At 63.5% G+C, this 20,482-nt stretch carries 21 protein-coding genes; 9 read left to right on the top strand and 12 right to left on the bottom strand.

Annotation, left to right across the window (positions count from 1 at the left end):
* Nucleotides 1-39: 39 nt before the first annotated feature.
* Nucleotides 40-2,343: a DNA topoisomerase IV subunit A gene (locus C8N34_RS05515; protein WP_054300754.1), complete on the bottom strand. Its 2,304-nt coding sequence runs from the start codon at nucleotides 2,341-2,343 to the stop codon at nucleotides 40-42.
* Between the two features lie 139 nt (nucleotides 2,344-2,482).
* Between C8N34_RS05515 and C8N34_RS05510 the strand changes: the two genes are divergently transcribed.
* From C8N34_RS05510 to C8N34_RS05485, 6 genes are all read left to right on the top strand, one after another.
* The gene (locus C8N34_RS05510) at nucleotides 2,483-2,965 is read left to right on the top strand and encodes an SH3 domain-containing protein (protein ID WP_108128136.1); all 483 of its coding nucleotides are present in this window, start codon (nucleotides 2,483-2,485) and stop codon (nucleotides 2,963-2,965) included.
* Between the two features lie 63 nt (nucleotides 2,966-3,028).
* Nucleotides 3,029-3,862: an SDR family NAD(P)-dependent oxidoreductase gene (locus tag C8N34_RS05505; RefSeq protein ID WP_108128135.1), complete on the top strand. Its 834-nt coding sequence runs from the start codon at nucleotides 3,029-3,031 to the stop codon at nucleotides 3,860-3,862.
* 80 nt (nucleotides 3,863-3,942) lie between these two features.
* Nucleotides 3,943-4,155, top strand: a complete 213-nt coding sequence (locus C8N34_RS05500) for a twin transmembrane helix small protein (protein ID WP_054300757.1) — start codon at nucleotides 3,943-3,945, stop codon at nucleotides 4,153-4,155.
* Nucleotides 4,155-4,727, top strand: a complete 573-nt coding sequence (locus C8N34_RS05495; protein WP_054300758.1) for a cob(I)yrinic acid a,c-diamide adenosyltransferase — start codon at nucleotides 4,155-4,157, stop codon at nucleotides 4,725-4,727. Before C8N34_RS05500 ends, C8N34_RS05495 begins: the two co-directional genes overlap by 1 nt.
* A 154-nt stretch (nucleotides 4,728-4,881) precedes the next feature.
* Nucleotides 4,882-5,643 carry an electron transfer flavoprotein subunit beta/FixA family protein gene (locus C8N34_RS05490; RefSeq protein WP_054300877.1) on the top strand — a complete coding sequence of 254 codons (762 nt, stop codon included), beginning with the start codon at nucleotides 4,882-4,884 and terminating at the stop codon, nucleotides 5,641-5,643.
* Complete coding sequence (locus C8N34_RS05485) at nucleotides 5,643-6,569, top strand: electron transfer flavoprotein subunit alpha/FixB family protein (RefSeq protein WP_108128134.1); 927 nt, start codon at nucleotides 5,643-5,645, stop codon at nucleotides 6,567-6,569. The genes C8N34_RS05490 and C8N34_RS05485 overlap by 1 nt, the downstream gene beginning before the upstream one ends.
* A 54-nt stretch (nucleotides 6,570-6,623) precedes the next feature.
* Here C8N34_RS05485 and C8N34_RS05480 read toward each other — a convergent pair whose 3' ends face one another.
* Nucleotides 6,624-7,439, bottom strand: coding sequence for a DUF6473 family protein (locus C8N34_RS05480; protein WP_108128133.1), 816 nt, complete (start codon nucleotides 7,437-7,439; stop codon nucleotides 6,624-6,626).
* Between the two features lie 159 nt (nucleotides 7,440-7,598).
* Between C8N34_RS05480 and C8N34_RS05475 the strand changes: the two genes are divergently transcribed.
* Complete coding sequence (locus C8N34_RS05475) at nucleotides 7,599-8,474, top strand: 3-hydroxybutyryl-CoA dehydrogenase (RefSeq protein WP_054300761.1); 876 nt, start codon at nucleotides 7,599-7,601, stop codon at nucleotides 8,472-8,474.
* 9 nt (nucleotides 8,475-8,483) lie between these two features.
* On the opposite strand, the gene C8N34_RS05470 is transcribed toward C8N34_RS05475, so the two are convergent.
* Genes C8N34_RS05470 through C8N34_RS05440 form a run of 7 tightly spaced genes read right to left on the bottom strand, consistent with a single transcriptional unit; the run spans nucleotide 8,484 to nucleotide 13,783 of the window.
* Nucleotides 8,484-9,335: a lysophospholipid acyltransferase family protein gene (locus C8N34_RS05470; RefSeq protein WP_422387657.1), complete on the bottom strand. Its 852-nt coding sequence runs from the start codon at nucleotides 9,333-9,335 to the stop codon at nucleotides 8,484-8,486.
* 14 nt (nucleotides 9,336-9,349) lie between these two features.
* Nucleotides 9,350-9,619 carry an HPr family phosphocarrier protein gene (locus C8N34_RS05465; RefSeq protein ID WP_054300763.1) on the bottom strand — a complete coding sequence of 90 codons (270 nt, stop codon included), beginning with the start codon at nucleotides 9,617-9,619 and terminating at the stop codon, nucleotides 9,350-9,352.
* Nucleotides 9,616-10,035, bottom strand: coding sequence for a PTS sugar transporter subunit IIA (locus tag C8N34_RS05460; protein WP_108128347.1), 420 nt, complete (start codon nucleotides 10,033-10,035; stop codon nucleotides 9,616-9,618). The genes C8N34_RS05465 and C8N34_RS05460 overlap by 4 nt, the downstream gene beginning before the upstream one ends.
* Before the next feature lie 16 nt (nucleotides 10,036-10,051).
* Nucleotides 10,052-10,951 (bottom strand): RNase adapter RapZ, encoded by a 900-nt coding sequence (gene rapZ, locus C8N34_RS05455; protein WP_054300879.1) that lies wholly within the window; start codon nucleotides 10,949-10,951, stop codon nucleotides 10,052-10,054.
* Complete coding sequence (locus C8N34_RS05450; RefSeq protein WP_242013760.1) at nucleotides 10,951-11,409, bottom strand: HPr kinase/phosphorylase; 459 nt, start codon at nucleotides 11,407-11,409, stop codon at nucleotides 10,951-10,953. The genes rapZ and C8N34_RS05450 overlap by 1 nt, the downstream gene beginning before the upstream one ends.
* Nucleotides 11,387-13,072, bottom strand: a complete 1,686-nt coding sequence (locus C8N34_RS05445; protein WP_108128131.1) for a sensor histidine kinase — start codon at nucleotides 13,070-13,072, stop codon at nucleotides 11,387-11,389. Before C8N34_RS05445 ends, C8N34_RS05450 begins: the two co-directional genes overlap by 23 nt.
* 9 nt (nucleotides 13,073-13,081) lie before the next feature.
* On the bottom strand, nucleotides 13,082-13,783 hold the full coding sequence (locus C8N34_RS05440) for a response regulator transcription factor (protein WP_054300765.1): 702 nt from the start codon (nucleotides 13,781-13,783) through the stop codon (nucleotides 13,082-13,084).
* A 349-nt stretch (nucleotides 13,784-14,132) separates the two neighbouring features.
* Between C8N34_RS05440 and C8N34_RS05435 the strand changes: the two genes are divergently transcribed.
* Nucleotides 14,133-15,731: a phosphoenolpyruvate carboxykinase gene (locus C8N34_RS05435; protein WP_054300766.1), complete on the top strand. Its 1,599-nt coding sequence runs from the start codon at nucleotides 14,133-14,135 to the stop codon at nucleotides 15,729-15,731.
* 46 nt (nucleotides 15,732-15,777) lie between these two features.
* On the opposite strand, the gene C8N34_RS05430 is transcribed toward C8N34_RS05435, so the two are convergent.
* Entirely contained in the window at nucleotides 15,778-16,545 is a 768-nt protein-coding gene (locus tag C8N34_RS05430) for a sulfite exporter TauE/SafE family protein (protein ID WP_229825215.1), read from the bottom strand.
* Nucleotides 16,546-16,710: 165 nt separating this feature from the next.
* Between C8N34_RS05430 and C8N34_RS05425 the strand changes: the two genes are divergently transcribed.
* Complete coding sequence (locus tag C8N34_RS05425; RefSeq protein WP_108128130.1) at nucleotides 16,711-18,375, top strand: acyl-CoA dehydrogenase family protein; 1,665 nt, start codon at nucleotides 16,711-16,713, stop codon at nucleotides 18,373-18,375.
* A 41-nt stretch (nucleotides 18,376-18,416) separates the two neighbouring features.
* Here the strand turns inward: C8N34_RS05425 and C8N34_RS05420 are convergent, their stop codons facing one another.
* Together C8N34_RS05420 and recO are read right to left on the bottom strand one after the other, a co-directional pair.
* A complete protein-coding gene (locus C8N34_RS05420; RefSeq protein ID WP_108128129.1) occupies nucleotides 18,417-19,634 on the bottom strand; it encodes an MFS transporter in 1,218 nt (405 codons plus the stop codon).
* A gap of 106 nt (nucleotides 19,635-19,740) precedes the next feature.
* Complete coding sequence (recO, locus tag C8N34_RS05415; RefSeq protein ID WP_108128128.1) at nucleotides 19,741-20,463, bottom strand: DNA repair protein RecO; 723 nt, start codon at nucleotides 20,461-20,463, stop codon at nucleotides 19,741-19,743.
* Nucleotides 20,464-20,482: the final 19 nt, after the last annotated feature.

Genomic DNA, 20,482 nt, shown 5'->3' with positions numbered 1-20,482 from the left:
GGGTGATGCGTCAACTGGTTTTACCCCGATTTCCCCTGATCAGGTAAAACGGTTGTCGCGGGGGAAGCCACGGGGCGCCATGGCGCCCGCAGCGGCTCGGCCACCCTTCCACTGGGTCAGATCGGTTTCCGTCCTCGTGCGACCTGCCGGGTCTTTCCAGCTCAGGCCGTCCGCAAGCGAGAAGGTGATGGCATCGCTCAGCCCGCCATCCTTGTACTTTTGCAACCTGACGCCCTTGCCCTTCGCCATTTCCGGCAGTTCGGACAGTGGGAAAACCAGCAATTTGCGATTTTCGCCCACCACAGCGACATGATCGCCCCGGATGCGGCGGCAAAGCGCGGTGCGGATGCCATCCTTTACGGTCAGAACCTGCTTGCCCGCGCGCGTCTGGGCCACCACCTCGTCCGAAGGCACGATGAACCCGTCTCCGGCGGTCGAGGCCACCAGAAGCTTTTCTCCCCCGCGCCACACCATGAGATCGGTGATATCGGCGTCGTTCGGCAGATCGATCATCAGGCGCACGGGTTCGCCCATACCACGTCCGCCCGGCAGATTGGCCCCCAGCAGCGTGTAGAAGCGGCCATTGGCACCAACGACCAGAATCCGGTCCGTCGTCTCGGCATGGAAGATGAAGCGGCCCTCGTCGCCATCCTTGAACTTGGCGTCGATGTCGAGCGGCTGGTGGCCTTTCATGGCCCGGATCCAGCCCATCCTGGAGCAGATCACCGTGATCGGCTCGCGCTCGATCATGGCCTCCAGCGGCACTTCCTCGACCTCGGCCAGATCGGCGAAGGTGCTGCGACGGCGGCCTGCCTCGGTATTCTTGCCGAATTGCACCTGCACCCCGGCCAGATCACGGCCGATACGCTGCCATTGCAGGCCCGGATCACCCAGAAGGGCCATCAGATCCTCGCGTTCGGCGCGCAGTTCATCCCGTTCGGCAACAAGTTCCATCTCTTCCAGCCGGCGCAGACTGCGCAGCCGCATGTTGAGAATGGCTTCGGCCTGCACTTCGGTCAGTTCACCCTTGCCGGGTTTCGGCGGCACATAATCGGCCTCAGAGGTCGCCCGCCGGTGCTTCTTGCCCCAGCTTTCGGCCATCAGCGCCGCCTTCGGGTCCTCGTCATAGCGGATGATGTCAATCACCCGGTCGAGGTTCAGGAAGGTGATGATGAACCCTTCAAGGATTTCAAGCCGGTGGTCGATCTTCTCGATCCGGTGCTGGGTGCGGCGGGTCAGAACCTCGCGCCGGTGATCGAGGAAAGCGCGCAGCACATCCTTCAGGCTGCACACTTTCGGCACACGCCCGTCGATCAGCACGTTCATGTTCAGGCTGAAGCGGACCTCAAGATCGCTGTTCTTGAACAGCATCCCCATCAGCATGTCAGGATCAATGGTGCGAACGCGCGGTTCCAGCACGATGCGCACATCCTCGGCGCTTTCGTCACGCACATCGGCCAGAGCGGGCACCTTCTTTGTGGTGATGACCTCGGCCAGACGCTCGATCAGCTTGGATTTCTGCACCTGATAGGGGATCTCGGTCACGACGATCTGCCACTGGCCGCGCCCCAGATCCTCCACCGCCCAGCGGGCGCGCAGGCGGAAAGCCCCGCGCCCCGTGCGATAGGCGTCAAGGATGCTGTCGCGCGGTTCCACGATCACACCGCCGGTCGGGAAATCGGGGCCAGGCACCAGCTTCACCAGTTCCTCGTCCGACACATCGGGGTCGGCAATCATCGCCTGACAGGCATCGATCAGCTCGTGCAGGTTATGCGGAGGGATATTGGTCGCCATACCGACCGCAATGCCGCTGGCGCCGTTGGCCAGAAGATTCGGGAAGGCCGAAGGCAGCACCGCAGGCTCTTCCAGACGGCCATCATAGTTCGGGCGGAAATCAACGGCGGTTTCGTCGATCCCTTCCATCAGCGCCTCGGTCAGCGCGGTGATCCGCGCCTCCGTGTAACGGCTGGCGGCGGCATTGTCGCCGTCGATATTGCCAAAGTTGCCCTGCCCGTCGACGAGCGGATAGCGCATGTTGAAATCCTGCGCGAGCCGCACCATCGCGTCATAGATCGCCGCATCGCCATGGGGGTGAAAGTCCCCCATCGTGTCGCCCGCGATCTTGGCGGATTTCAGAAACCCGCCCGTCGGGCTGAGCCGCAGCCGCCGCATCGCCCAGAGAATCCGCCGATGCACCGGCTTCAGCCCGTCGCGCGCATCGGGCAGCGCCCGGTGCATGATGGTCGACAACGCATAGGTCAGATAGCGCTCGCCGATGGCGCGACGCAGCGGCTCCGACACGGTGACGGGCTCGATCTTGGGGGTCTCGGGTTCCTTGCTCATGGATGTGGTGTAATCGCGGCCCGCGCGCCGGTCCAGCCGGATTTGCCGTCAGGGGGAAAACCGCCGCTTTTTTCCACACGAAACCGTAAACTTCTGTGATAATGCGGGCAGGTCCGAGTGATTCAGGTTGGGATTTGTGATGCTGCGGCTGCTGGCTTTTCTTTGCGCGGGAATGTTCGCCATTCTCCTTATCGGAGGAGAGGATCACGGCCAATTGCGCCCTGGTCTTGTCGCACAGGACAGCCCTGCCAAAGCGCCCGCCGCACGGATCACAAGCCCGGCACAACCGGCTGCGGTGATTGAAGCCGCCTATACCCCCGAGGCCGCGGCACAACCCGCCGCCGCCCATCTTCCTGTCGTGCTGCCTCTGATCAAACCCGTGGCCGAACTGCCCGAACCGGAAGCGACCGAGCCCGAGGCAGAGATTCGCTATGTCAGCGCCCGCGCGGTGAATGTGCGCGAAGGGCCATCCACGGAGTTTCCCGTGGTCGAACGTCTGACCCGTGGCGAGGCGATCCGCGTCATGTGGGTCGAGGATAATGGCTGGGTTCATATCGTGATCGAGGGGGACGGGATTTCCGGCTTCGTCTCGGGCGATCTGCTGTCCGCTACCGCCCCCTGACTCCAAGCGCATTGCAATGCGCCCGGTCAGCGCCTAATCCGGGGAAAAACCCCGGAGCAGCGCATGACCACCCCCCGTACCGTCCTGATCACAGGCTGTTCGTCCGGCATCGGGCTTGATGCAGCGCGGGGCTTGAAAGCACGCGGCTGGCGCGTCTTTGCCACCTGCAGGCAGGAGGCCGATTGCGCCCGTCTGCGCGGCGAGGGACTGGAAAGCTTCGTGCTGGACTATGCTGACGAGACCAGCATCGCGGCCGCCGTGGACGAGGTAAAAAGCCGCACCGGCGGACGGCTGGACGCGCTTTACAACAACGGCGCCTTCGCCTGTCCCGGTGCGACCGAAGACCTGCCCCGCGCCGCGCTGCGCGAAATTTTCGAGGTCAATCTGTTCGGGTATCACGACCTCAACCGCCGGGTGATCCCGTTGATGCGGGCGCAGGGACATGGACGAATCGTCAACTGTTCCTCGGTCCTCGGACTGGTCGGGATGAAATGGCGCGGCGCCTATGTTGCCACGAAATTCGCGCTGGAAGGGCTGACCGATGTGCTGCGGATCGAGATGCAGGGCACCGGCATCGAGGTCATCCTGATCGAGCCGGGCCCGATTCCCACCCGCATCCGTCAGAACTCGATCCCGCATTTCGAGAAGTGGATCGATTGGGAAAATTCGGCCCGCGCCGAGGAATATCGCACGCTTCTTGGCCGCCTTTACAACGAACGCACCAGGCCCGACCTGTTTGAACTGCCCTGCTCCGCCGTCACCGCAAAACTGATTCACGCGCTGGAAAGCCCGCGCCCGCGTCCGCGCTACTATGTCACCAAAGCCACGCATCTGATGGGCACCGCGCGCCGGATCCTGCCGACGCGGGTACTGGACTGGCTGATCGCCAAGGGCTGAAATCAGGCCCCGGGACAAGAAAGCCCTCGCCTTTCGCGCCGGGGTCGCTACATCTGCGGCAAGCTCAGGAAGGAAATGCCATGCTTCTGAAAGACCCGCTTTTCCTGCTTGCCGCCGGGGCAAGCTTTGTCGTGCTGATCGTGCTGATGATCGGTATTGGCGGCTTTGCCAAGGGCGGCGATTTCAACCGCAAACATGCCAACCGCCTGATGCGCTATCGCATCATCGCGCAAGCCATCGCGGTGCTGCTGATCGTTCTTTTCGCATGGCTGCATCAACGTGGAGGCATGTGATGGTCGTTCTGTCGAAAATCTACACCCGGACCGGCGACGCGGGACAGACCGCGCTTGGAAACGGTGCGCGGGTTGCCAAGCATGATGCCCGCGTGCAGGCCTATGGCACGGTGGATGAAACCAATGCGACCATCGGACTGGCCCGGCTGCACGCGACCGGCGACATGGACGCGGCGCTGAAGCGCATTCAGAATGATCTGTTCGATCTGGGCGCCGATCTGTGCCGCCCCGATATGGCGAAGGATCACGAGGCCGGCTATGTGCCCCTGCGCATCATCGCCACCCAGGTCGCCCGGCTGGAGACCGAGATCGACGCGATGAACGCGAAGCTGGAGCCGCTGCGCAGCTTCATCCTGCCGGGGGGCAGCGCGCTTGCCGCCTGTCTGCACCTCTGCCGCACGGTATCGCGCCGGGCTGAACGGCTGGCGGTGGAACTTGCAGGGGTCGAGGATGTGAACCCGGAAGCCGTGAAATACCTCAATCGCCTCAGCGACTGGTTTTTCGTTGCGGCCCGCATCGCGAATGATGATGGCCGGGCCGACATCCTCTGGGTGCCAGGCCAGTCGCGTTAAGCGCGCGGGGGGCCTGACCTAACGTCAATGACGCGGCGTCGTGCGCCATCACCGCGTCGCTTTTGGATTGTTTTCCGGATGCGGCACGGGCTAACAACGCTGCGGAGAGCTTGGAAAGACCCCGCGGGGTCGGGAATCTGGGAGATTGCCGCTGATGAAGGTTTTGGTACCTGTCAAACGCGTGATTGACTACAACGTGAAGGTTCGCGTGAAAGCGGACGGGAGCGGGGTTGATCTGGCGAATGTGAAGATGTCGATGAACCCGTTTGACGAGATCGCGGTGGAAGAGGCGATCCGTCTGAAGGAAAAGGGGACCGCGTCGGAGATCGTCGTGGTGTCCATTGGCGTGAAGCAGGCGCAGGAAACGCTGCGGACGGCGCTGGCAATGGGCGCGGACCGCGCGATCCTGGTCGAGGCGGCTTCGGACGTGCATACCGACATCGAGCCGCTGGCGGTTGCGAAGATCCTCGCAGCCGTGGTGAAGGCCGAAGAGCCGGGTCTGGTTCTGGCCGGCAAGCAGGCGATCGACAATGACATGAACGCCACCGGCCAGATGCTGTCGGCGCTTCTGGGCTGGTCGCAGGCGACCTTCGCCAGTGAACTGGCGGTGGACGGCGACAGCGCGACGGTGACGCGCGAGGTCGACGGCGGGCTTCAGACCATCAAGGTGAAGCTGCCTGCAGTTGTGACCGTGGACCTGCGCCTGAACGAGCCGCGCTATGCCTCGCTTCCGAACATCATGAAAGCGAAGAAGAAGCCGCTGGAAGAAAAGACCGCTGCCGATTTCGGCGTCGACGTCACACCGCGCCTGACCGTGGTGAAGACCGTCGAACCCGCCGGGCGGAAGGCAGGCGTGAAGGTCGGTTCGGTCGACGAGCTGATCGCGAAACTGAAAGACGAAGCGGGGGTGATCTGATGGCTGTTCTCCTTCTGGCCGATGTGAATGGTGGCCAGCTTGCCACCGATTCGGTTGCGAAAACCTTGACGGCCGTAGCCGGTCTGGGCGAAATCCACGTTCTCGTGGCCGGTGAAGGCGGCGATGCGGCAGCGACCGAGGCTGCGGGCCTTGCCGGCGTGACCAAGGTACTCTTCGCCGACGGGCACGACTATTGCCATGGCATGGCTGAAGCGACGGCGGCTCTGGTTGTGGGTCTGGCCGGCAACTACAGCCACATCTGCGCCCCGGCGACCGCTGCGGCGAAGAACGTGCTGCCGCGCGTCGCGGCGCTGCTCGATGTAATGGTGCTGTCGGATGTGACCGCCGTGGTCGACGCCGACACGTTCGAGCGTCCGATCTATGCGGGCAACGCCATCCAGACCGTGAAATCCGGCGACAAGGTGAAGGTCTTCACCGTGCGTACGGCGGCTTTCGCGGCGGCGGGCACCGGCGGTTCGGCGTCGGTCGAGAAGGTCTCGGGTGCGACGGCCGAGGGGCTGTCGTCCTGGGTGGAAGACAAGGTGGCGGCGTCGGATCGCCCGGAACTGACCTCGGCGAAGATCGTCGTCTCGGGCGGCCGCGGTGTAGGCTCGGAAGCCGATTTCGCGCTGATCGAAAAGCTGGCCGACAAGCTCGGCGCTGCTGTGGGCGCCTCGCGCGCGGCCGTCGATTCGGGCTATGCGCCGAACGACTGGCAGGTGGGTCAGACCGGCAAGGTCGTCGCCCCCGCGCTTTATGTCGCCGTCGGCATCTCGGGCGCCATCCAGCACCTCGCCGGCATGAAGGACTCGAAGGTCATCGTCGCCATCAACAAGGATGAAGAAGCCCCGATCTTCCAGGTCGCAGACTACGGCCTCGTCGCGGACCTCTTCACCGCCGTACCGGAAATGACCGACAAACTCTGATCCCAAAAGGGATGTGAAGGAGAGGCCGCGCGATCTGCGCGGCCTTTTCATTTCTTATCGCGCCAACAAGGCCGCCAGATGCGCCGCGACCTCTGCATGCGCGGCAGGCCCCGGCAACAGCCGGGCAGCGGGCAGATCCAGCGCGGAAAACAACATTCCCTCTGTCCCCTGCGCCCGCGCCTCTGCGCTGATGATGACCTCGGCATAGGCCGCTGTCGCGGGCCGCAGCGCATCCACCATGGCCCGTGTCACCAGCAGCGGGTCGGCTGCCATGTCCAAACCGCCGTCCGGTGGCGGGTTCTCCCCCGCCCATAGCAGCGTCACCGGCACCGCCAGCACTTCGATCAGCGCGTGCATCCGCTCCAGCCAGGCAGCGCGCAACTCATCGGCAACACGCTCGAACCGAAGGGGAGAGACCCGGCGCAATTCGGTCAGCATATGCCGGGTGAAGTTGAACTCGGTAAAGTCGACCTCGCGGAACAGCATCCGCAGCAAAGGGCGCGCGGTCAGAAAGCGATCATTGCGCCGGGGATGCACCCGGTAGTAACGATTGCTCAGATTCTGCGCCCCTGGAATCTGAAGCACCACCGCCTCGGCGCCTGCCGCGATGGCAAGCACTTCCGGGTCCCCCAGATAGGCGTCGACGCCCGCGTTGGGGATCCCCAGATTCACAACAGTATGACCTGTCGCGCGGGCAACCAGCGCCGGATAGGCATGTTCGACGAATTTTCCGTAGGTCATCGTCCCGCCCAGCATCGCCCAGTAGGGTTGATCCAGCCGCGCGGCTGGCCCGCGGAAGCTCAGCTTCGACGCGCCATACCGGCATGGCGCATAATCCGGCGCACCAGCGCCCGGTCCAGTAAAACTCATTGGTCCCACCCATGTCTTTTACACCCGCGTCCAGATTGCGCCGCAGTTCTTGCCAAACCGCTAACCCCGGCATTCGCTTCAAATTTCTTGTATCCGTTCCCGGCTTGCGCCCATCCCGTTCCCGCGCATAAGGTTCCGGGGACACTGGTGGAGGCGTGAATGACAATCGAGACGGTGGGCGTGATCGGCGCCGGACAGATGGGCAACGGGATCGCGCATGTGTTTGCGCTGGCGGGCTATGAGGTGCTGCTGAACGACATCAGTGCCGAAAGCCTTGAAAAGGCTGTCACCACCATCGACAAGAACCTTGAGCGTCAGGTCGGACGGGGCAAGGTTTCGGCCGAGGACAAGGCCGCCGCCATGGCGCGCATCAAGACCACGCTGACCCTGACGGATCTGGGCCAGACCGATCTGGTGATCGAGGCGGCAACTGAGCGTGAAACGGTCAAGCAGCAGATTTTCGACGCGCTGCTGCCGCATCTGAAACCTACGACAATCCTGACCTCGAACACCTCGTCCATTTCCATCACGCGCCTCGCCAGCCGGACCGACCGCCCGGAAAAATTCATGGGGTTCCACTTCATGAACCCCGTGCCGGTGATGCAGTTGGTAGAGCTGATCCGTGGCATCGCCACCGACCAGCCGACCTATGAGGCGCTGCTGGCCGTGGTGAACAAGCTGGGCAAAACCGCCGCCTCGGCCGAGGATTTCCCGGCCTTCATCGTGAACCGCATTCTGGTGCCGATGATCAATGAGGCGGTCTATACGCTGTATGAGGGCGTGGGCAACGTCCGCTCCATCGACGAATCGATGAAGCTGGGTGCCAATCACCCGATGGGTCCGCTGGAGCTGGCGGATTTCATCGGGCTGGATACCTGCCTCGCCATCATGAACGTACTGCATGACGGGCTGGCGGATACGAAATACCGTCCCTGCCCGCTGCTGACGAAGTATGTGGAGGCGGGCTGGCTGGGCCGCAAATCCGGCCGGGGCTTCTATGATTACCGGGGAGACACGCCGGTCCCGACGCGCTGAGCCTTCGGCTCAGCGTCCAAGATCGAGGGTCAGCTGCCGCAGCCAGGCAAGGAAGCCACGCGGATTGCTTTCCCATTCCTTCAGCGCCTCGGGCGGGATCGGCTGCCCGATGAAAGGCCGCTGCGGCTTGAACAGCGCGCGCTTGATTTCATAAAGCAGCAGCCCCTGCCGGAGCGTCGCCGACAACTTGTCGGCAATCTGATAGGCGCGGCTGTTCTGCCCGGTGAAATGGATCGGCACCACCGTTGCGCCGGAACGCATGATCATCTTGTGGGTGAAGGGGTTCCATTCCGGCTCGATCGCCGGACCGAACCAGCCCTCTGATACCGCCACCTTGCCCGCCGGGAACAGGATGACCAGCCCGCCACGCTTCAGATGCGCCATGGTCAGCGCCCGCATCTCCAGCCCCGCCTCGCGCGCGTTTTCCTCATGCGGGAAGGGGACCGGGATCATGAACTCCTCGATCTCGGGAATGCCGGTCAGCAGCGAGCGGGTCAGGATCTTGAAATCCGGCCGCACGCGCGACACCATTTCAGCCATCACCATGCCGTCGACCAGACCATGCGGATGGTTGGCCACCACGACCACAGGGCCGGTCGCGGGAATACGGGCAATCTCGTCCGGCGGGGTCTGGATCTCGATCCCCATCTGGCGGATCGCCTTGGGCCAGAACGGGGCGCCAAACGGGGCACCCGAACGCTCGAACTGACGGATCAGCCGCAGGAGCGTGATCTTGGCCGTCAGCCATTCAATCGCGCGGATCGTGCCTGCCTTGAACGGATTCGTGAAGGTGCCTGCATAGGACAGGCGGCGCATGTCATACTGGCGCTCGTCCGTCGGGCGAGGGGTGGATTCGGTCACGGTTTTCGGCCCCGTCACCTGTCTTCGCCAAAGCGGTTGGCGACCAGAGCCGACAGGGCCTCGCACAGCGCCTCGGCCTGCGGGCCTTCGGTCACGACAGAAATCGACGTCCCGCGCGAGGCACCCAGCATCAGAAGACCCATGATCGAGTCACCTGAAACCGTCATTCCGTCTTTGGAAACCTCGGCGCGCGCATCATATTCCTCGACACATTCCACGAACTTGGCCGAAGCGCGGGCATGCAGCCCCTTCTCGTTGACGATGCGCAACTCGCGACTGATCATGCATTCCTCCCCTGCCCCGGCGCGGGTTCCCCGCCCAGATCAAGGCTGTTGATATACTTGCGCCCGGCGTCCAGCGCCAGACTTACCGCTTCCGCAAGCGGAAGGTCGCGTGATTTGGTCAGCTTGATCAGCATGGGCAGGTTCGCACCATAAAGAATGCGCCGGTTGCGCGCGGCACAGGCGGGAAGCGACAGGTTCGACGGCGATCCACCGAACATATCGGTCACCACCACGACGCCCTCGCCCCGGTCCACTGCGTCGGCAGCAGCGCAAATCTCGGCCGATTTGGCGCCACGGTCGTGTTCGTCCTCGATGGCAATGGCGCTCATTGCCTGCTGCGCGCCCACGACGTGTTCGACAGCAGCGAGATACTCCCGTGCCAGACCGCCGTGCGCCACGATCACAATACCGATCAAACCCCGATCACCCAGATCATTGCGGTCGCCCCCCGGCGGACCGTCTTTCAAGTTCCCTATGTCGTTTTGACACCGCCCAGCCGGCTTCTGCAAGTGCATTGGCCATGAATTCCGCTACGGCGACAGAACGATGTTGCCCGCCGGTACAGCCGAAGCCGATACTCAGATGCGCCTTCCCCTCGGCCGTTTGTTCCGGCAGAAGAAACAGGATCAGATCCCGCAATTTTGACGTGTATTCCTGAAATCGCGGATCGTCGGCCACATAAGCCGCAACCTGCGGATTTCTCCCGTCCAGAGCGCGCAATTCGGGCTGCCAGTGCGGATTGTTGAGAAACCGGCAATCAAAGATCATATCCAGCCCGCGCGGCACCCCGCGTTTGTAGCTGAAGCTTTGCAGCGAAACCGCAAGTCCTGGCGCCCCTTCGCCACGAAACCATTCCGCGATCTCGGCCTTCAGATCATGCGGTGACATCTCGGTCGTGTCGATCAGATGGTCGGCGCGAACGCGAATCGGTGCCAGCAGATCAATCTCGCGGTCGATGCCCAAGGCCGGGGTTTCCGCTGCGGCAAGCGGATGCCGCCGCCGGGTTTCCGAATATCGGCGGATCAGTTCGGCCGGTGCGCAATCCAGATACAGAAGCTCCAGATCCACCCAGGGGTCGGCGGTCAGCGTATCGACCAGCTCGATCAGCGCCGTTGCACTGAACTCGCGGTTGCGGACGTCAATGCCCAGCGCGATAGGCCGCCCCAGCGGCGGGCCATCCAGCACGCGCGGGATCAGGCTCAGCGGCAGGTTATCGATGACCTCATAGCCCAGATCCTCCAGAGCGTGAATGGCCGTGGACCGACCGGCACCCGACGGGCCGGTCACCAGCACGATGCGGAAATCCCCCGATTTGGCGGTGGCGCCGTCCATCATCCAACCCTTCCTTCGCCCCGCAACCATTGCAGAAGCGCATATTCAAGATGAGGGTTACCGCACCCCAACACAAGGTCGAGCGCACGACCAAGCACGGGGATGTGTCGTTGCGGCGGCAGCCGATCCGTCTCGGGGCGCGACAGGTCGGTCACCAGCCGCAGTTTCACCCCACTTACATGCGCCGCATGCAGAAGGCCGACGCCACGCGCCTCGATCATGCCGGCAAGACGGGGGGGCGGAGAGGCGATCACATCCTCCCCCTCACACCGCATCTGAACCTGGTCATCGGCGACCAGCGTGGCCCCCGATGCCATCATACGCAACGCGAGGCTGGATTTGCCGCTGCCTGACGGCCCAAGGATCAACAGCCCCTGCCCGCCGACCGCAACACAGGAGCCATGGATCAGCCCGGACGGCGCCGCGCCCCCGCCGTCAGACCGGGAGGCCGACGACAAAACGGGCCCCCAGTGGCTCGGAGGTGATATCGGCGTCGGTCGGGCGGATGTTCTCGGCCCAGATCACGCCGCCATGCGCCTCGACAATCTGCTTGGAAATCGCAAGACCAAGGCCAGAGTGATTGCCAAAATCCCCCTGCGGCCGTTCCGAATAGAAGCGCTTGAACACCTTGGTCAGCGCCGCTTCGGGAATGCCCGGCCCGGTATCTTCTACCACCACCAGCACGCGGTTATCCCGCCGCCGCGCCCAGACCCGCACGGCATCACCTTCGTCGCAGAAGGAAATCGCATTGGTGATCAGGTTGACGAAAACCTGCGCCAATCGGCCTTCGAGGCCGCGAATGATGATCGGGTCGGGTGGCAGGTCGGTGATGAACTCGACCTGTTTCGCCACGGCCTCCTGCGACAGATATTCGGTCAGGTTCGACAGGGTTTTGAGAAGATTGAACTCTTCTTCGTCTTCCTTGACCAGTTCACTGTCCAGCCGCGAGGCATTGGAGATGTCGCTGACCAGCCGGTCGAGCCTGCGTACGTCATGGTCAATCACCTCCAGCAGGCGGACACGCTGGTCATCGCGCTTCGCCAGATGCAGCGAGGCGACCGCTGAACGCAGGCTGGCAAGCGGGTTCTTGATCTCGTGTGACACATCGGCCGCAAACTGTTCGTTGGCGTCGATCCGGTCGTAAAGCGCCGCAACCATGCCGCGCATGGCAATCGACAGACGGCCGATTTCATCCGGGCGCGCGGTCAGGTCCGGGATGCGGACACGCCCCGGCGCCATCTTGCGGGCATCGCGGTCGCGCCCCAGTTCCGCCGCAGTTGCCAGATCGTTGAGCGGATTGGCAATGGTCGAGGCAAGAACGAGGCTCAGCCCGACCGAAACCAGCAGCGCGATAATGAACATTTGCAACACCTGCTCACGTTCATAGCGGACCAGCCGGTCAATCTCGCCCTCAGCAGAAGTCAGGGCCAGAACCCCCACAACGGCGCCGTTCTGGCGGATCGGCGTGGCGACAGAGAATACAGTGCCACCCTCCGATGTCCGCGCGGTATCCACCGCCGTCTCCCCCGCCTGCGCGACCGGCAGCAACGCGCGCGCCAGGGCCTCGCCATCCGGCGCTCCCGGTTGCGGCTCATGCGTAGTCAGAAGATTGGAGACCCAGTCCCACGACCGGTTCAGAAAATCGGTGATGATCGTTGCCCGCGCATCCTCCAGTACCGGAAGCGCGGTGCCCCTGCCCCGTGCCACCACCGCCCCGGTTGCGTCGAAGACATGCATTTCGACCCCCGGACCAAGATCAGGCGCGACCGGCAGCGCCGCATCCAGCACGCCACCATCCGCCAGCCTGGCCTCGAACACGCGGGCCGAAAGCTGTGCCTCAGTCACCAGCCCCTGTTCGCGTTGCAGCACCAGGCTGTCGCGGAAAGGATTCAGGAACAGAACCCCGGCGACCATGATGACCAGCGCCATCATGTTGAAGATCACGATCTTGCGGGCCAGCGGAGAATGGTTCAGCGCCACAAGCCCGCGCCGGGAACTGCGGGCCCGCAGCTCCAGCTCGGCCAGAGCCTCGGGCTTTTCCCAATCTTCACCGATCAGCACCTCGCTTTTGCGCGTGCCGTTTTCCTGCCGGTTCGTGCCGATCCGCTGCGCGACGGTCATGGCCGACGCTCACTCCTCATTATAGCGGTAGCCGATGCCATACAGCGTCTCGATTGCCGAGAAGTCGGGATCGGCCGCGCGCATTTTCTTGCGCAGGCGCTTGATATGGCTGTCGATCGTGCGGTCGTCGACATAGACCTGATCGTCATAGGCCACATCCATCAGCTGATCGCGGCTTTTCACGAAGCCGGGCCGCTGGGCAAGTGCCTGGAGCAGCAGGAATTCGGTCACCGTCAGCGACACGTCCTGCCCCTTCCAGGCCACCGCATGCCGCAGCGGATCCATCCGAAGCTGCCCGCGCTCCATGATCTTGTTTTCCTCGGTCACCGCGACCTCGCCGGTGGCGATCACCTCCTGCCGCCGCAGCAGCGCGCGGATACGCTCGACCAGCAGGCGCTGGCTGAAGGGCTTCTTGACATAATCGTCAGCGCCCATCCGCAGGCCCAGCACCTCGTCAATCTCATCGTCCTTGGAGGTAAGAAAAATCACCGGCATGCTGGTCTTCTGCCGCAGCCGTTGCAGCAGATCCATACCATCCATCCGGGGCATCTTGATATCAAGCACCGCCATATCGGGCAGGCGCCGGTTGAAGGCATCAAGCGCGGATTGACCGTCATTATAAGTTTCGACCTCAAAGCCTTCGGCCTCAAGAGTCATGGAAACCGACGTCAGGATATTCCTGTCGTCGTCCACAAGGGCGATCCTGGACATCTAGGGTTTTCCCGTACTGCTCGTTGTTATGAATTTTGACAACATTGTGGTTTTTCCTTGTTCCAGAATCAACAGGAAATCACGAATCAGGACCGCCAGCGCCCCAAGCATCGGCCCGAAAGGTTCAAGGAATGACTAATATGTCTCACCTTGAGGTTCCGACGACAAATGGTTGCGCTAAACCGTACTTGGTTGCGCTAACCGATGCAAAGGGCGCTGTTCCGTCACGAAACGGTCGTGTTATAGCGCGGGTGTCGACCCGCCCGTCCGGGCCGACCGGTAGTCTTTTGGCCCTGACTGCCGACGTGAACCTGAAGACGCCGCACTTGCGGCACCGGGAGCTTGCACAATGACGCATGGACGCGTGAACCCCAGCCAAACGCTGGAAACCCAAGGCATCAGCGGTCTGGGAACGGTCTATTACAACTTCATCGAACCCTCGCTTGTCGAAGCGGCGGTGCAGCGCGGCGAAGGGCGTCTGGGCAAGGGCGGTGCATTCCTCTGCACCACCGGCCAGTTCACCGGCCGCTCGCCCAAGGACAAGCATGTGGTCCGCACCCCCGGGGTGGAAAACACGATCTGGTGGGAAAACAATGCCGCCATGGCACCGGAGGCGTTCGACCGCCTCTATGCCGACATGCTGGAACACATGAAGGGCCGCGACTATTTCGTGCAGGATCTCTATGCCGGGGCCGACCCCGAGCATCGGCTGGATGTGCGCGTCGTGACCGAACTCGCCTGGCATGGCCTGTTCATCCGTCACCTGCTGCGCCGCCCCGACCGGGCCGAGCTTGACAGCTTCGTGCCGGAATTCACCATCATCAACTGCCCCAGCTTCAAGGCCGACCCCGCCAAACACGGCTGCCGCTCGGAAACCGTGATCGCGCTGAACTTCGAAAAGAAGCTCATCCTGATCGGCAATACCGCCTATGCCGGCGAGAACAAGAAATCGGTCTTCACCCTGCTGAACTACATCCTGCCCGAAAAGGGCGTGATGGCGATGCATTGCTCGGCCAACCATGCGATTGGCAACCCCGAGGATACTGCCGTGTTCTTCGGCCTGTCCGGCACCGGCAAAACCACGCTTTCCGCCGATCCGTCGCGCATCCTGATCGGTGATGATGAACATGGCTGGTCGGACAAGGGCACCTTCAACTTCGAAGGCGGCTGCTACGCCAAGACGATCAACCTCTCGGCCGAAGCCGAGCCGGAGATCTATGGCACCACCTCGAAGTTCGGCACCGTGATCGAGAACATGGTCTACGATCCCGAGACGCTGGAGCTGGATTTCGATGATGCCAGCCTGACGCAGAACATGCGCTGCGCCTACCCGCTGGATTACATCTCGAATGCTTCGGACAATGGCATGGGCGGCCATCCGAAGAACGTGATCATGCTCACCTGCGATGCGTTCGGCGTGCTGCCGCCCATCGCGCGGCTGACCCCGGCGCAGGCGATGTATCACTTCCTGTCGGGCTTCACCTCGAAGACGCCGGGAACCGAGCGTGGCGTAACCGAGCCGACCCCGACCTTCTCGACCTGCTTCGGTGCGCCCTTCATGCCGCGCCGCCCCGAGGTTTATGGCAAGCTGCTGCAAGAGAAGATCGCGCAGCACGGCGCTGAGTGCTGGCTTGTGAACACCGGCTGGACCGGCGGCAAGCACGGCACCGGCAAGCGCATGCCGATCAAGGCGACCCGCGCACTGCTGACCGCCGCGCTGGACGGCTCGCTCTCGAAGGTCGAATTCCGCAAGGACCCGAACTTTGGCTTCGAGGTGCCGGTTTCGGTGCCGGGCGTCGATGCGACCCTGCTGAACCCGCGGGAAACCTGGGCCGACAAGGCCGCCTATGATGCGCAGGCCGCCAAACTGGTGTCGATGTTCGCCGAAAACTTCGGGCAATATGTGCCCTATATCGACCAGGACGTGAAGGCCGCCGCCATCGGCTGAGGCCCACCCGATCTTGAAGAAGGGCCCGCCGCTCAGGCGGGCCTTTTCACATGATGGCCCGCCGCATCAGATTGGCGCCCGTCAGCACCAGCAGCAGCAGCGTCCACCAGCGGAATCGCTGCTGGTCCAGCCGGTCCTGCACCCATTGCCCGGCAACCATGCCCATCACCGAGGGCAGGATCAGCGCCATCGAAAACGGCAATGTCCGCGCATTCAGCACCCCCGATTGCAGATGCGCCGTCGTCAGCACAACTGCGCCGATCAGGAAGATCACGCCCTGAACCCGCACCATTTCGCGCTTGTCGGCACCGACCGACAGCAGGAACACCAGCACCGGCGGCCCCCAGACCCCGGAAATCCCGCCGTACAGCCCGCCCACCATGCCGAAGGCCCATTCCGCTCGGTTGCGGTGATGGAGGTTCAGCGCAAGGCTGCGCCCGGCAAGCTGCACCAGGGCAAACAGCGTGATCGGCAGGCCAAGGCAGAACAGGAACAGATCCTGCGGAATGACCCGCACGAATTGCGCCGAAATGACGATGAACACCACCGTCGCCGTGATCATCCGCCAATAGGCACGGCAGGATTCCAGCGCCGCTTGCCATCCTTGCCGGAATGCCTGACCAAGATTGGCAACCACGGTCGGCAGGATCAGCCCGGCCAGCGCCAGTTCAGGCGGCAGGAAGCTTGAAAAGGCCGAGATCATGATCATCGGCATCGCAAAACCGATGGCGCCTTTCACGAAGCCCGCAAACAGCGTCACCACCATCGCGGCCCAGAACACCGCCTCCGTCTGCCCCGCCATCAGGAAATCCATGCCTGCCCTCCTGTTTTTCCTTGCTTACCCGTTGAGGGGGGCAACTGCACGGCCTATTCGGATGCGACACTTTCCTACCCACAACACGCATGCTTTGAATTTTTGTTGCGCTGCGACTGCGAAAGGACTACGTCTTTCGCAACCGCAGAACCCCGAGGAATCGCCATGCCGCATGATGGACAAGCCGCGCCGAATTCGCCCCGTCTCGCCGATCTGACGGCGCTGACCGCCGCCGCCCTGCCTGAGGTTGAGGCACTGTTCACTGACGCGCGCGAGGCGCTGCGTGCCCGCGTCACCGTCGGCGGCAAGATTTCCGCCGCCGCGCTGGAAACCGAACAATTCGCGGCCCATACGCTCAGCTGGCTGGCGACCTATGTGGAAAGCCTGCGCCAATTGAACGCCTGGGCCGCGCGGCTGTCCGACCAGGGCAGCTTCGGCGAAATGGAAGCCCTGCTACTCCAGATCGGATTTGGTGAATACCTCTCGCAACTCGCGGGCGGCATTCCGATGTCGCAGAATGAAACCGCGCGTCTGTCGGACCTCGGGCTGCACTGGGCACCGGGCGAGGCCGCGCAAACCCTGATGGCCGGCGGCAACAGCCCCGCCGCGCGGGCAGCGCTGGTCGCGCTGATGCGCGACAATCATGGCCGTGCCACCTTCGGCGCCACCGGCCTGGAGGAAGAACTGGAGATGATCCGCGACCAGTTCCGTCGCTTCGCCGATGAACAGGTCATCCCCAACGCGCATGACTGGCACCTGAAGGATGAACTCATCCCGATGGACATTATCGAGGCGCTGGCCGAAATGGGCGTCTTCGGCCTGACCATCCCCGAGGAATTCGGCGGCTTCGGCCTGTCCAAGGCCTCGATGGTCGTCGTCTCCGAAGAACTGTCGCGCGGCTATATCGGCGTCGGCTCACTGGGCACCCGGTCCGAGATTGCAGCGGAACTGATCCTCTGCGGCGGCACGCCGGAACAGAAGGCGCAATGGCTGCCGAAACTCGCCAGCGGCGAGATCCTGCCTACCGCCGTCTTTACCGAACCAAACACCGGCTCTGACCTCGGCAGCCTGCGCACGCGCGCCGTCCGCACCGAGGACGGCTGGGAGGTTACCGGCAACAAGACCTGGATCACCCATGCCGCGCGCACCCATGTGATGACGCTGCTGGCCCGCACCGACCCCGACACGGCCGACTGGCGCGGCCTGTCGATGTTCCTTGCCGAAAAGACTCCCGGCACCGACGAAAACCCCTTCCCCACCCCCGGCATGACAGGCGGCGAGATCGAGGTTCTGGGCTATCGCGGCATGAAGGAATACGAACTCGGCTTCGACGGGTTCAAGGTGAAGGCCGAAAATCTGCTGGGCGGCCAGCCCGGCCAGGGCTTCAAGCAGCTGATGCAGACCTTCGAATCCGCCCGCATCCAGACCGCCGCCCGCGCCATCGGCGTGGCGCAATCGGCGCTGGAAACCGGCATGCGCTACGCCGAGGATCGCAAGCAATTCGGCAAGGCGCTGATTGAATTTCCGCGCGTGGCGGGCAAGCTCGCCATGATGGCGGTTGAAATCAACATCGCCCGGCAACTGACCTATTTCAGCGCCTGGCAAAAGGATCACGACAAGCGTTGCGATCTTGAAGCGGGCATGGCCAAGCTGCTGGGCGCCCGCATTGCCTGGGCATCGGCTGACAACGCGCTGCAAATCCATGGCGGCAACGGCTTCGCGCTGGAATATCAGATCAGCCGCATCCTTTGCGATGCGCGCATCCTGAACATCTTTGAAGGGGCCGCCGAGATTCAGGCCCAGGTCATCGCCCGCCGTCTGCTGGACTGACGGGATGAGAGCGGGCGCAGCCGGATGGCCCCTGGCTGTGCCTACACCCCGCCTCGGGATGGCCGTACCGCCCCGAGGCGGGGATGCAGACGCCCTGCAATGAAATAGGCGGCAACGAATCCCAGACCGCTGGCCAGAAACACCCCTGACAGCGGTGCCACCAGCAGCACAGCCCAGGCAACACCGGGTGTCAGCACGCCGGAAACGTCCCGGAAGCTGGAATAGACCGCCGCCATCTCGACCCGTTCCGATGGTTTGACCGACAGCATGAAGGGCAGACCACCCGCAGCGTCCAGTGTCACCAACCCGATCGAACCTGCCAGCAGGCACAGCACGGTGACCCATGGCCAGCCCGCCAGCAGACCGGATGCCGAGAAGGTGATCATGCACAGCGCGAAAGCTCCCCGCACGGTGCGCCGTACCGAATGGCGCTGCACGAACCGCAGCATCAGCGGCGTGATGAACAGCAGCCCGTTCGACAGCGACAGGGCCACGCCACCCACCTTGTCGCCCAGACCCGCCTCGATACAGAAGATCGGCAGGTAGACGACATAAACCCACCATCCACAGCTTCGCAGCACCGCAAACAGCCAGCCGGCAATCAGCCGGGGCTGTCGGAAAAACCGGCCCAGATAGGCCAGCGGGTTGATGGCCGGGCCGCGCGCGCGCTGGATCTGCTTGCCGTTGCCCAGACGCAGGATCCAGAAGGTGACCAGCAGCGCAATGGCAAAGCTACCTGCGATCAGGAAGGGCAAGGGCCGCCAGGCATCCCGCAACCAGACGCCAAGCAGCGGCCCCAGTGCCCAGGGGGCGGCGGCATAAACCATCTGGAGGCTTTGGGTTCGCCCCAGGTCAGCCCGCGCCACATAGTCCAGCACATAGGCGTTGAAACACACGAAACAGGTCGCTGTGGCCAGCGCCATGGCCAGCAGCGCAAGCGGCACCGCCACCGGGCCACCGACCAGCGCCAGCGTCATCGCCACCAGATAGGACAGCGCCCCCGCCGTATAGACCCAGCGGCGGGCCACAAAACGTGTGGCCCAGGGCACCATCAGCCCCCAGAGCATCGAGATCAGCCCGACCACGAAATAGGCCCGGCTGACCGCCGCCGCATCCTGAAGGGCGTCATACATCACAAGGGGCATGACCGAGATGAGCGTGCCACGCACCGCCGCCTCCAGACCGGCCAGCAATGCGAAATTCTGAATCCGCGGCGTCGGCGAGTGCCGCAGGAACAGCGGTATGTATTTGTTGGCCATGCTCGTCTCCCGCCCCGACCTTGGCCGCGTTCCGGTGGGCAGGTCTTGACCGGAGGCGACACCGGATGTCGCGTGTAGCATTCCACCAGAGAAGGCAGCAGGCCCGCTATGAGCTTTCGCGCGCCAGAAGATCAATCAGCCGCGCCCGCGCTTCGGGCAGTTGCCGACCATGATGCAGGGCAGAAAGCTCCCGCAACAGGAAATGCCCTGTGATCGCAAAGCCCTGCGCCAGCTCCGTGCCTGACATGGCCCCCTGCCCCAGCAGCCCCTGGGGAAGTGGCAACAGGCGCGGGGTCCAGTCCCCGGCTCCGCCCCGGCTGACCGCCCGCCCCGTGCGCGGGCTGACATAGGCCAGATCCTCGCGGCTGCCCGTCACCGCACAACGCGCAAGATCAAGCCCGAACCCCGTCTCCTCCAGCAGCAGCATTTCCCAGCGCAGATAATCCGCCGCCCAGCCTGCACCATCCAGCCGGGACAGCAGATCCTGTGTTCGCCCATAAAGCAAAGGATAGGCGGCACGTTCCGGCAGGGCAAACCGCAGCATGGCGCATATCGCATTCAGCCCCGCCAGTGCCATCCGATCCCCCATCAACCCGGCCCGGCTGCGCAGAGGCTCTGCCTGAAAGACCCCGAGATGATCGTCCAGACGCGCGCGCCAGTTCACTGTGACCTGACTGCCCGGTTGCAGCATGGCCGCCACCTTCCGGGAAGCGCCGCCCCGCAGCACCCCGGCATGGCGCCCGTGTTGCGCCGTGAATACCTCGATAATAGCCGATGTCTCGCCATGCGGGCGCGAGCCGATCAGCGTGCCTTCATCCTGCCACTCCATCCCTGCACTATCCGATGCG

This window comes from Gemmobacter caeni, from assembly GCF_003054195.1.
Classification (GTDB): Bacteria; Pseudomonadota; Alphaproteobacteria; order Rhodobacterales; family Rhodobacteraceae; genus Gemmobacter; species Gemmobacter caeni.
The sequence above is the reverse complement of the archived record's forward strand: the minus strand, read 5'-3'. Positions and strand labels throughout refer to the sequence as shown.

What these genes read in the sequence shown, in the direction of transcription:
- C8N34_RS05515 (WP_054300754.1), bottom strand. Translation starts at nt 2,343, where the DNA reads ATGAGCAAGGAACCCGAGACCCCCAAGATCGAGCCCGTCACCGTGTCG.
- C8N34_RS05510 (WP_108128136.1), top strand. Translation starts at nt 2,483, where the DNA reads ATGCTGCGGCTGCTGGCTTTTCTTTGCGCGGGAATGTTCGCCATTCTC.
- C8N34_RS05505 (WP_108128135.1), top strand. Translation starts at nt 3,029, where the DNA reads ATGACCACCCCCCGTACCGTCCTGATCACAGGCTGTTCGTCCGGCATC.
- C8N34_RS05500 (WP_054300757.1), top strand. Translation starts at nt 3,943, where the DNA reads ATGCTTCTGAAAGACCCGCTTTTCCTGCTTGCCGCCGGGGCAAGCTTT.
- C8N34_RS05495 (WP_054300758.1), top strand. Translation starts at nt 4,155, where the DNA reads ATGGTCGTTCTGTCGAAAATCTACACCCGGACCGGCGACGCGGGACAG.
- C8N34_RS05490 (WP_054300877.1), top strand. Translation starts at nt 4,882, where the DNA reads ATGAAGGTTTTGGTACCTGTCAAACGCGTGATTGACTACAACGTGAAG.
- C8N34_RS05485 (WP_108128134.1), top strand. Translation starts at nt 5,643, where the DNA reads ATGGCTGTTCTCCTTCTGGCCGATGTGAATGGTGGCCAGCTTGCCACC.
- C8N34_RS05480 (WP_108128133.1), bottom strand. Translation starts at nt 7,439, where the DNA reads ATGAGTTTTACTGGACCGGGCGCTGGTGCGCCGGATTATGCGCCATGC.
- C8N34_RS05475 (WP_054300761.1), top strand. Translation starts at nt 7,599, where the DNA reads ATGACAATCGAGACGGTGGGCGTGATCGGCGCCGGACAGATGGGCAAC.
- C8N34_RS05465 (WP_054300763.1), bottom strand. Translation starts at nt 9,619, where the DNA reads ATGATCAGTCGCGAGTTGCGCATCGTCAACGAGAAGGGGCTGCATGCC.
- rapZ (WP_054300879.1), bottom strand. Translation starts at nt 10,951, where the DNA reads ATGGACGGCGCCACCGCCAAATCGGGGGATTTCCGCATCGTGCTGGTG.
- C8N34_RS05445 (WP_108128131.1), bottom strand. Translation starts at nt 13,072, where the DNA reads ATGACCGTCGCGCAGCGGATCGGCACGAACCGGCAGGAAAACGGCACG.
- C8N34_RS05440 (WP_054300765.1), bottom strand. Translation starts at nt 13,783, where the DNA reads ATGTCCAGGATCGCCCTTGTGGACGACGACAGGAATATCCTGACGTCG.
- C8N34_RS05435 (WP_054300766.1), top strand. Translation starts at nt 14,133, where the DNA reads ATGACGCATGGACGCGTGAACCCCAGCCAAACGCTGGAAACCCAAGGC.
- C8N34_RS05430 (WP_229825215.1), bottom strand. Translation starts at nt 16,545, where the DNA reads ATGGATTTCCTGATGGCGGGGCAGACGGAGGCGGTGTTCTGGGCCGCG.
- C8N34_RS05425 (WP_108128130.1), top strand. Translation starts at nt 16,711, where the DNA reads ATGCCGCATGATGGACAAGCCGCGCCGAATTCGCCCCGTCTCGCCGAT.
- C8N34_RS05420 (WP_108128129.1), bottom strand. Translation starts at nt 19,634, where the DNA reads ATGGCCAACAAATACATACCGCTGTTCCTGCGGCACTCGCCGACGCCG.
- recO (WP_108128128.1), bottom strand. Translation starts at nt 20,463, where the DNA reads ATGGAGTGGCAGGATGAAGGCACGCTGATCGGCTCGCGCCCGCATGGC.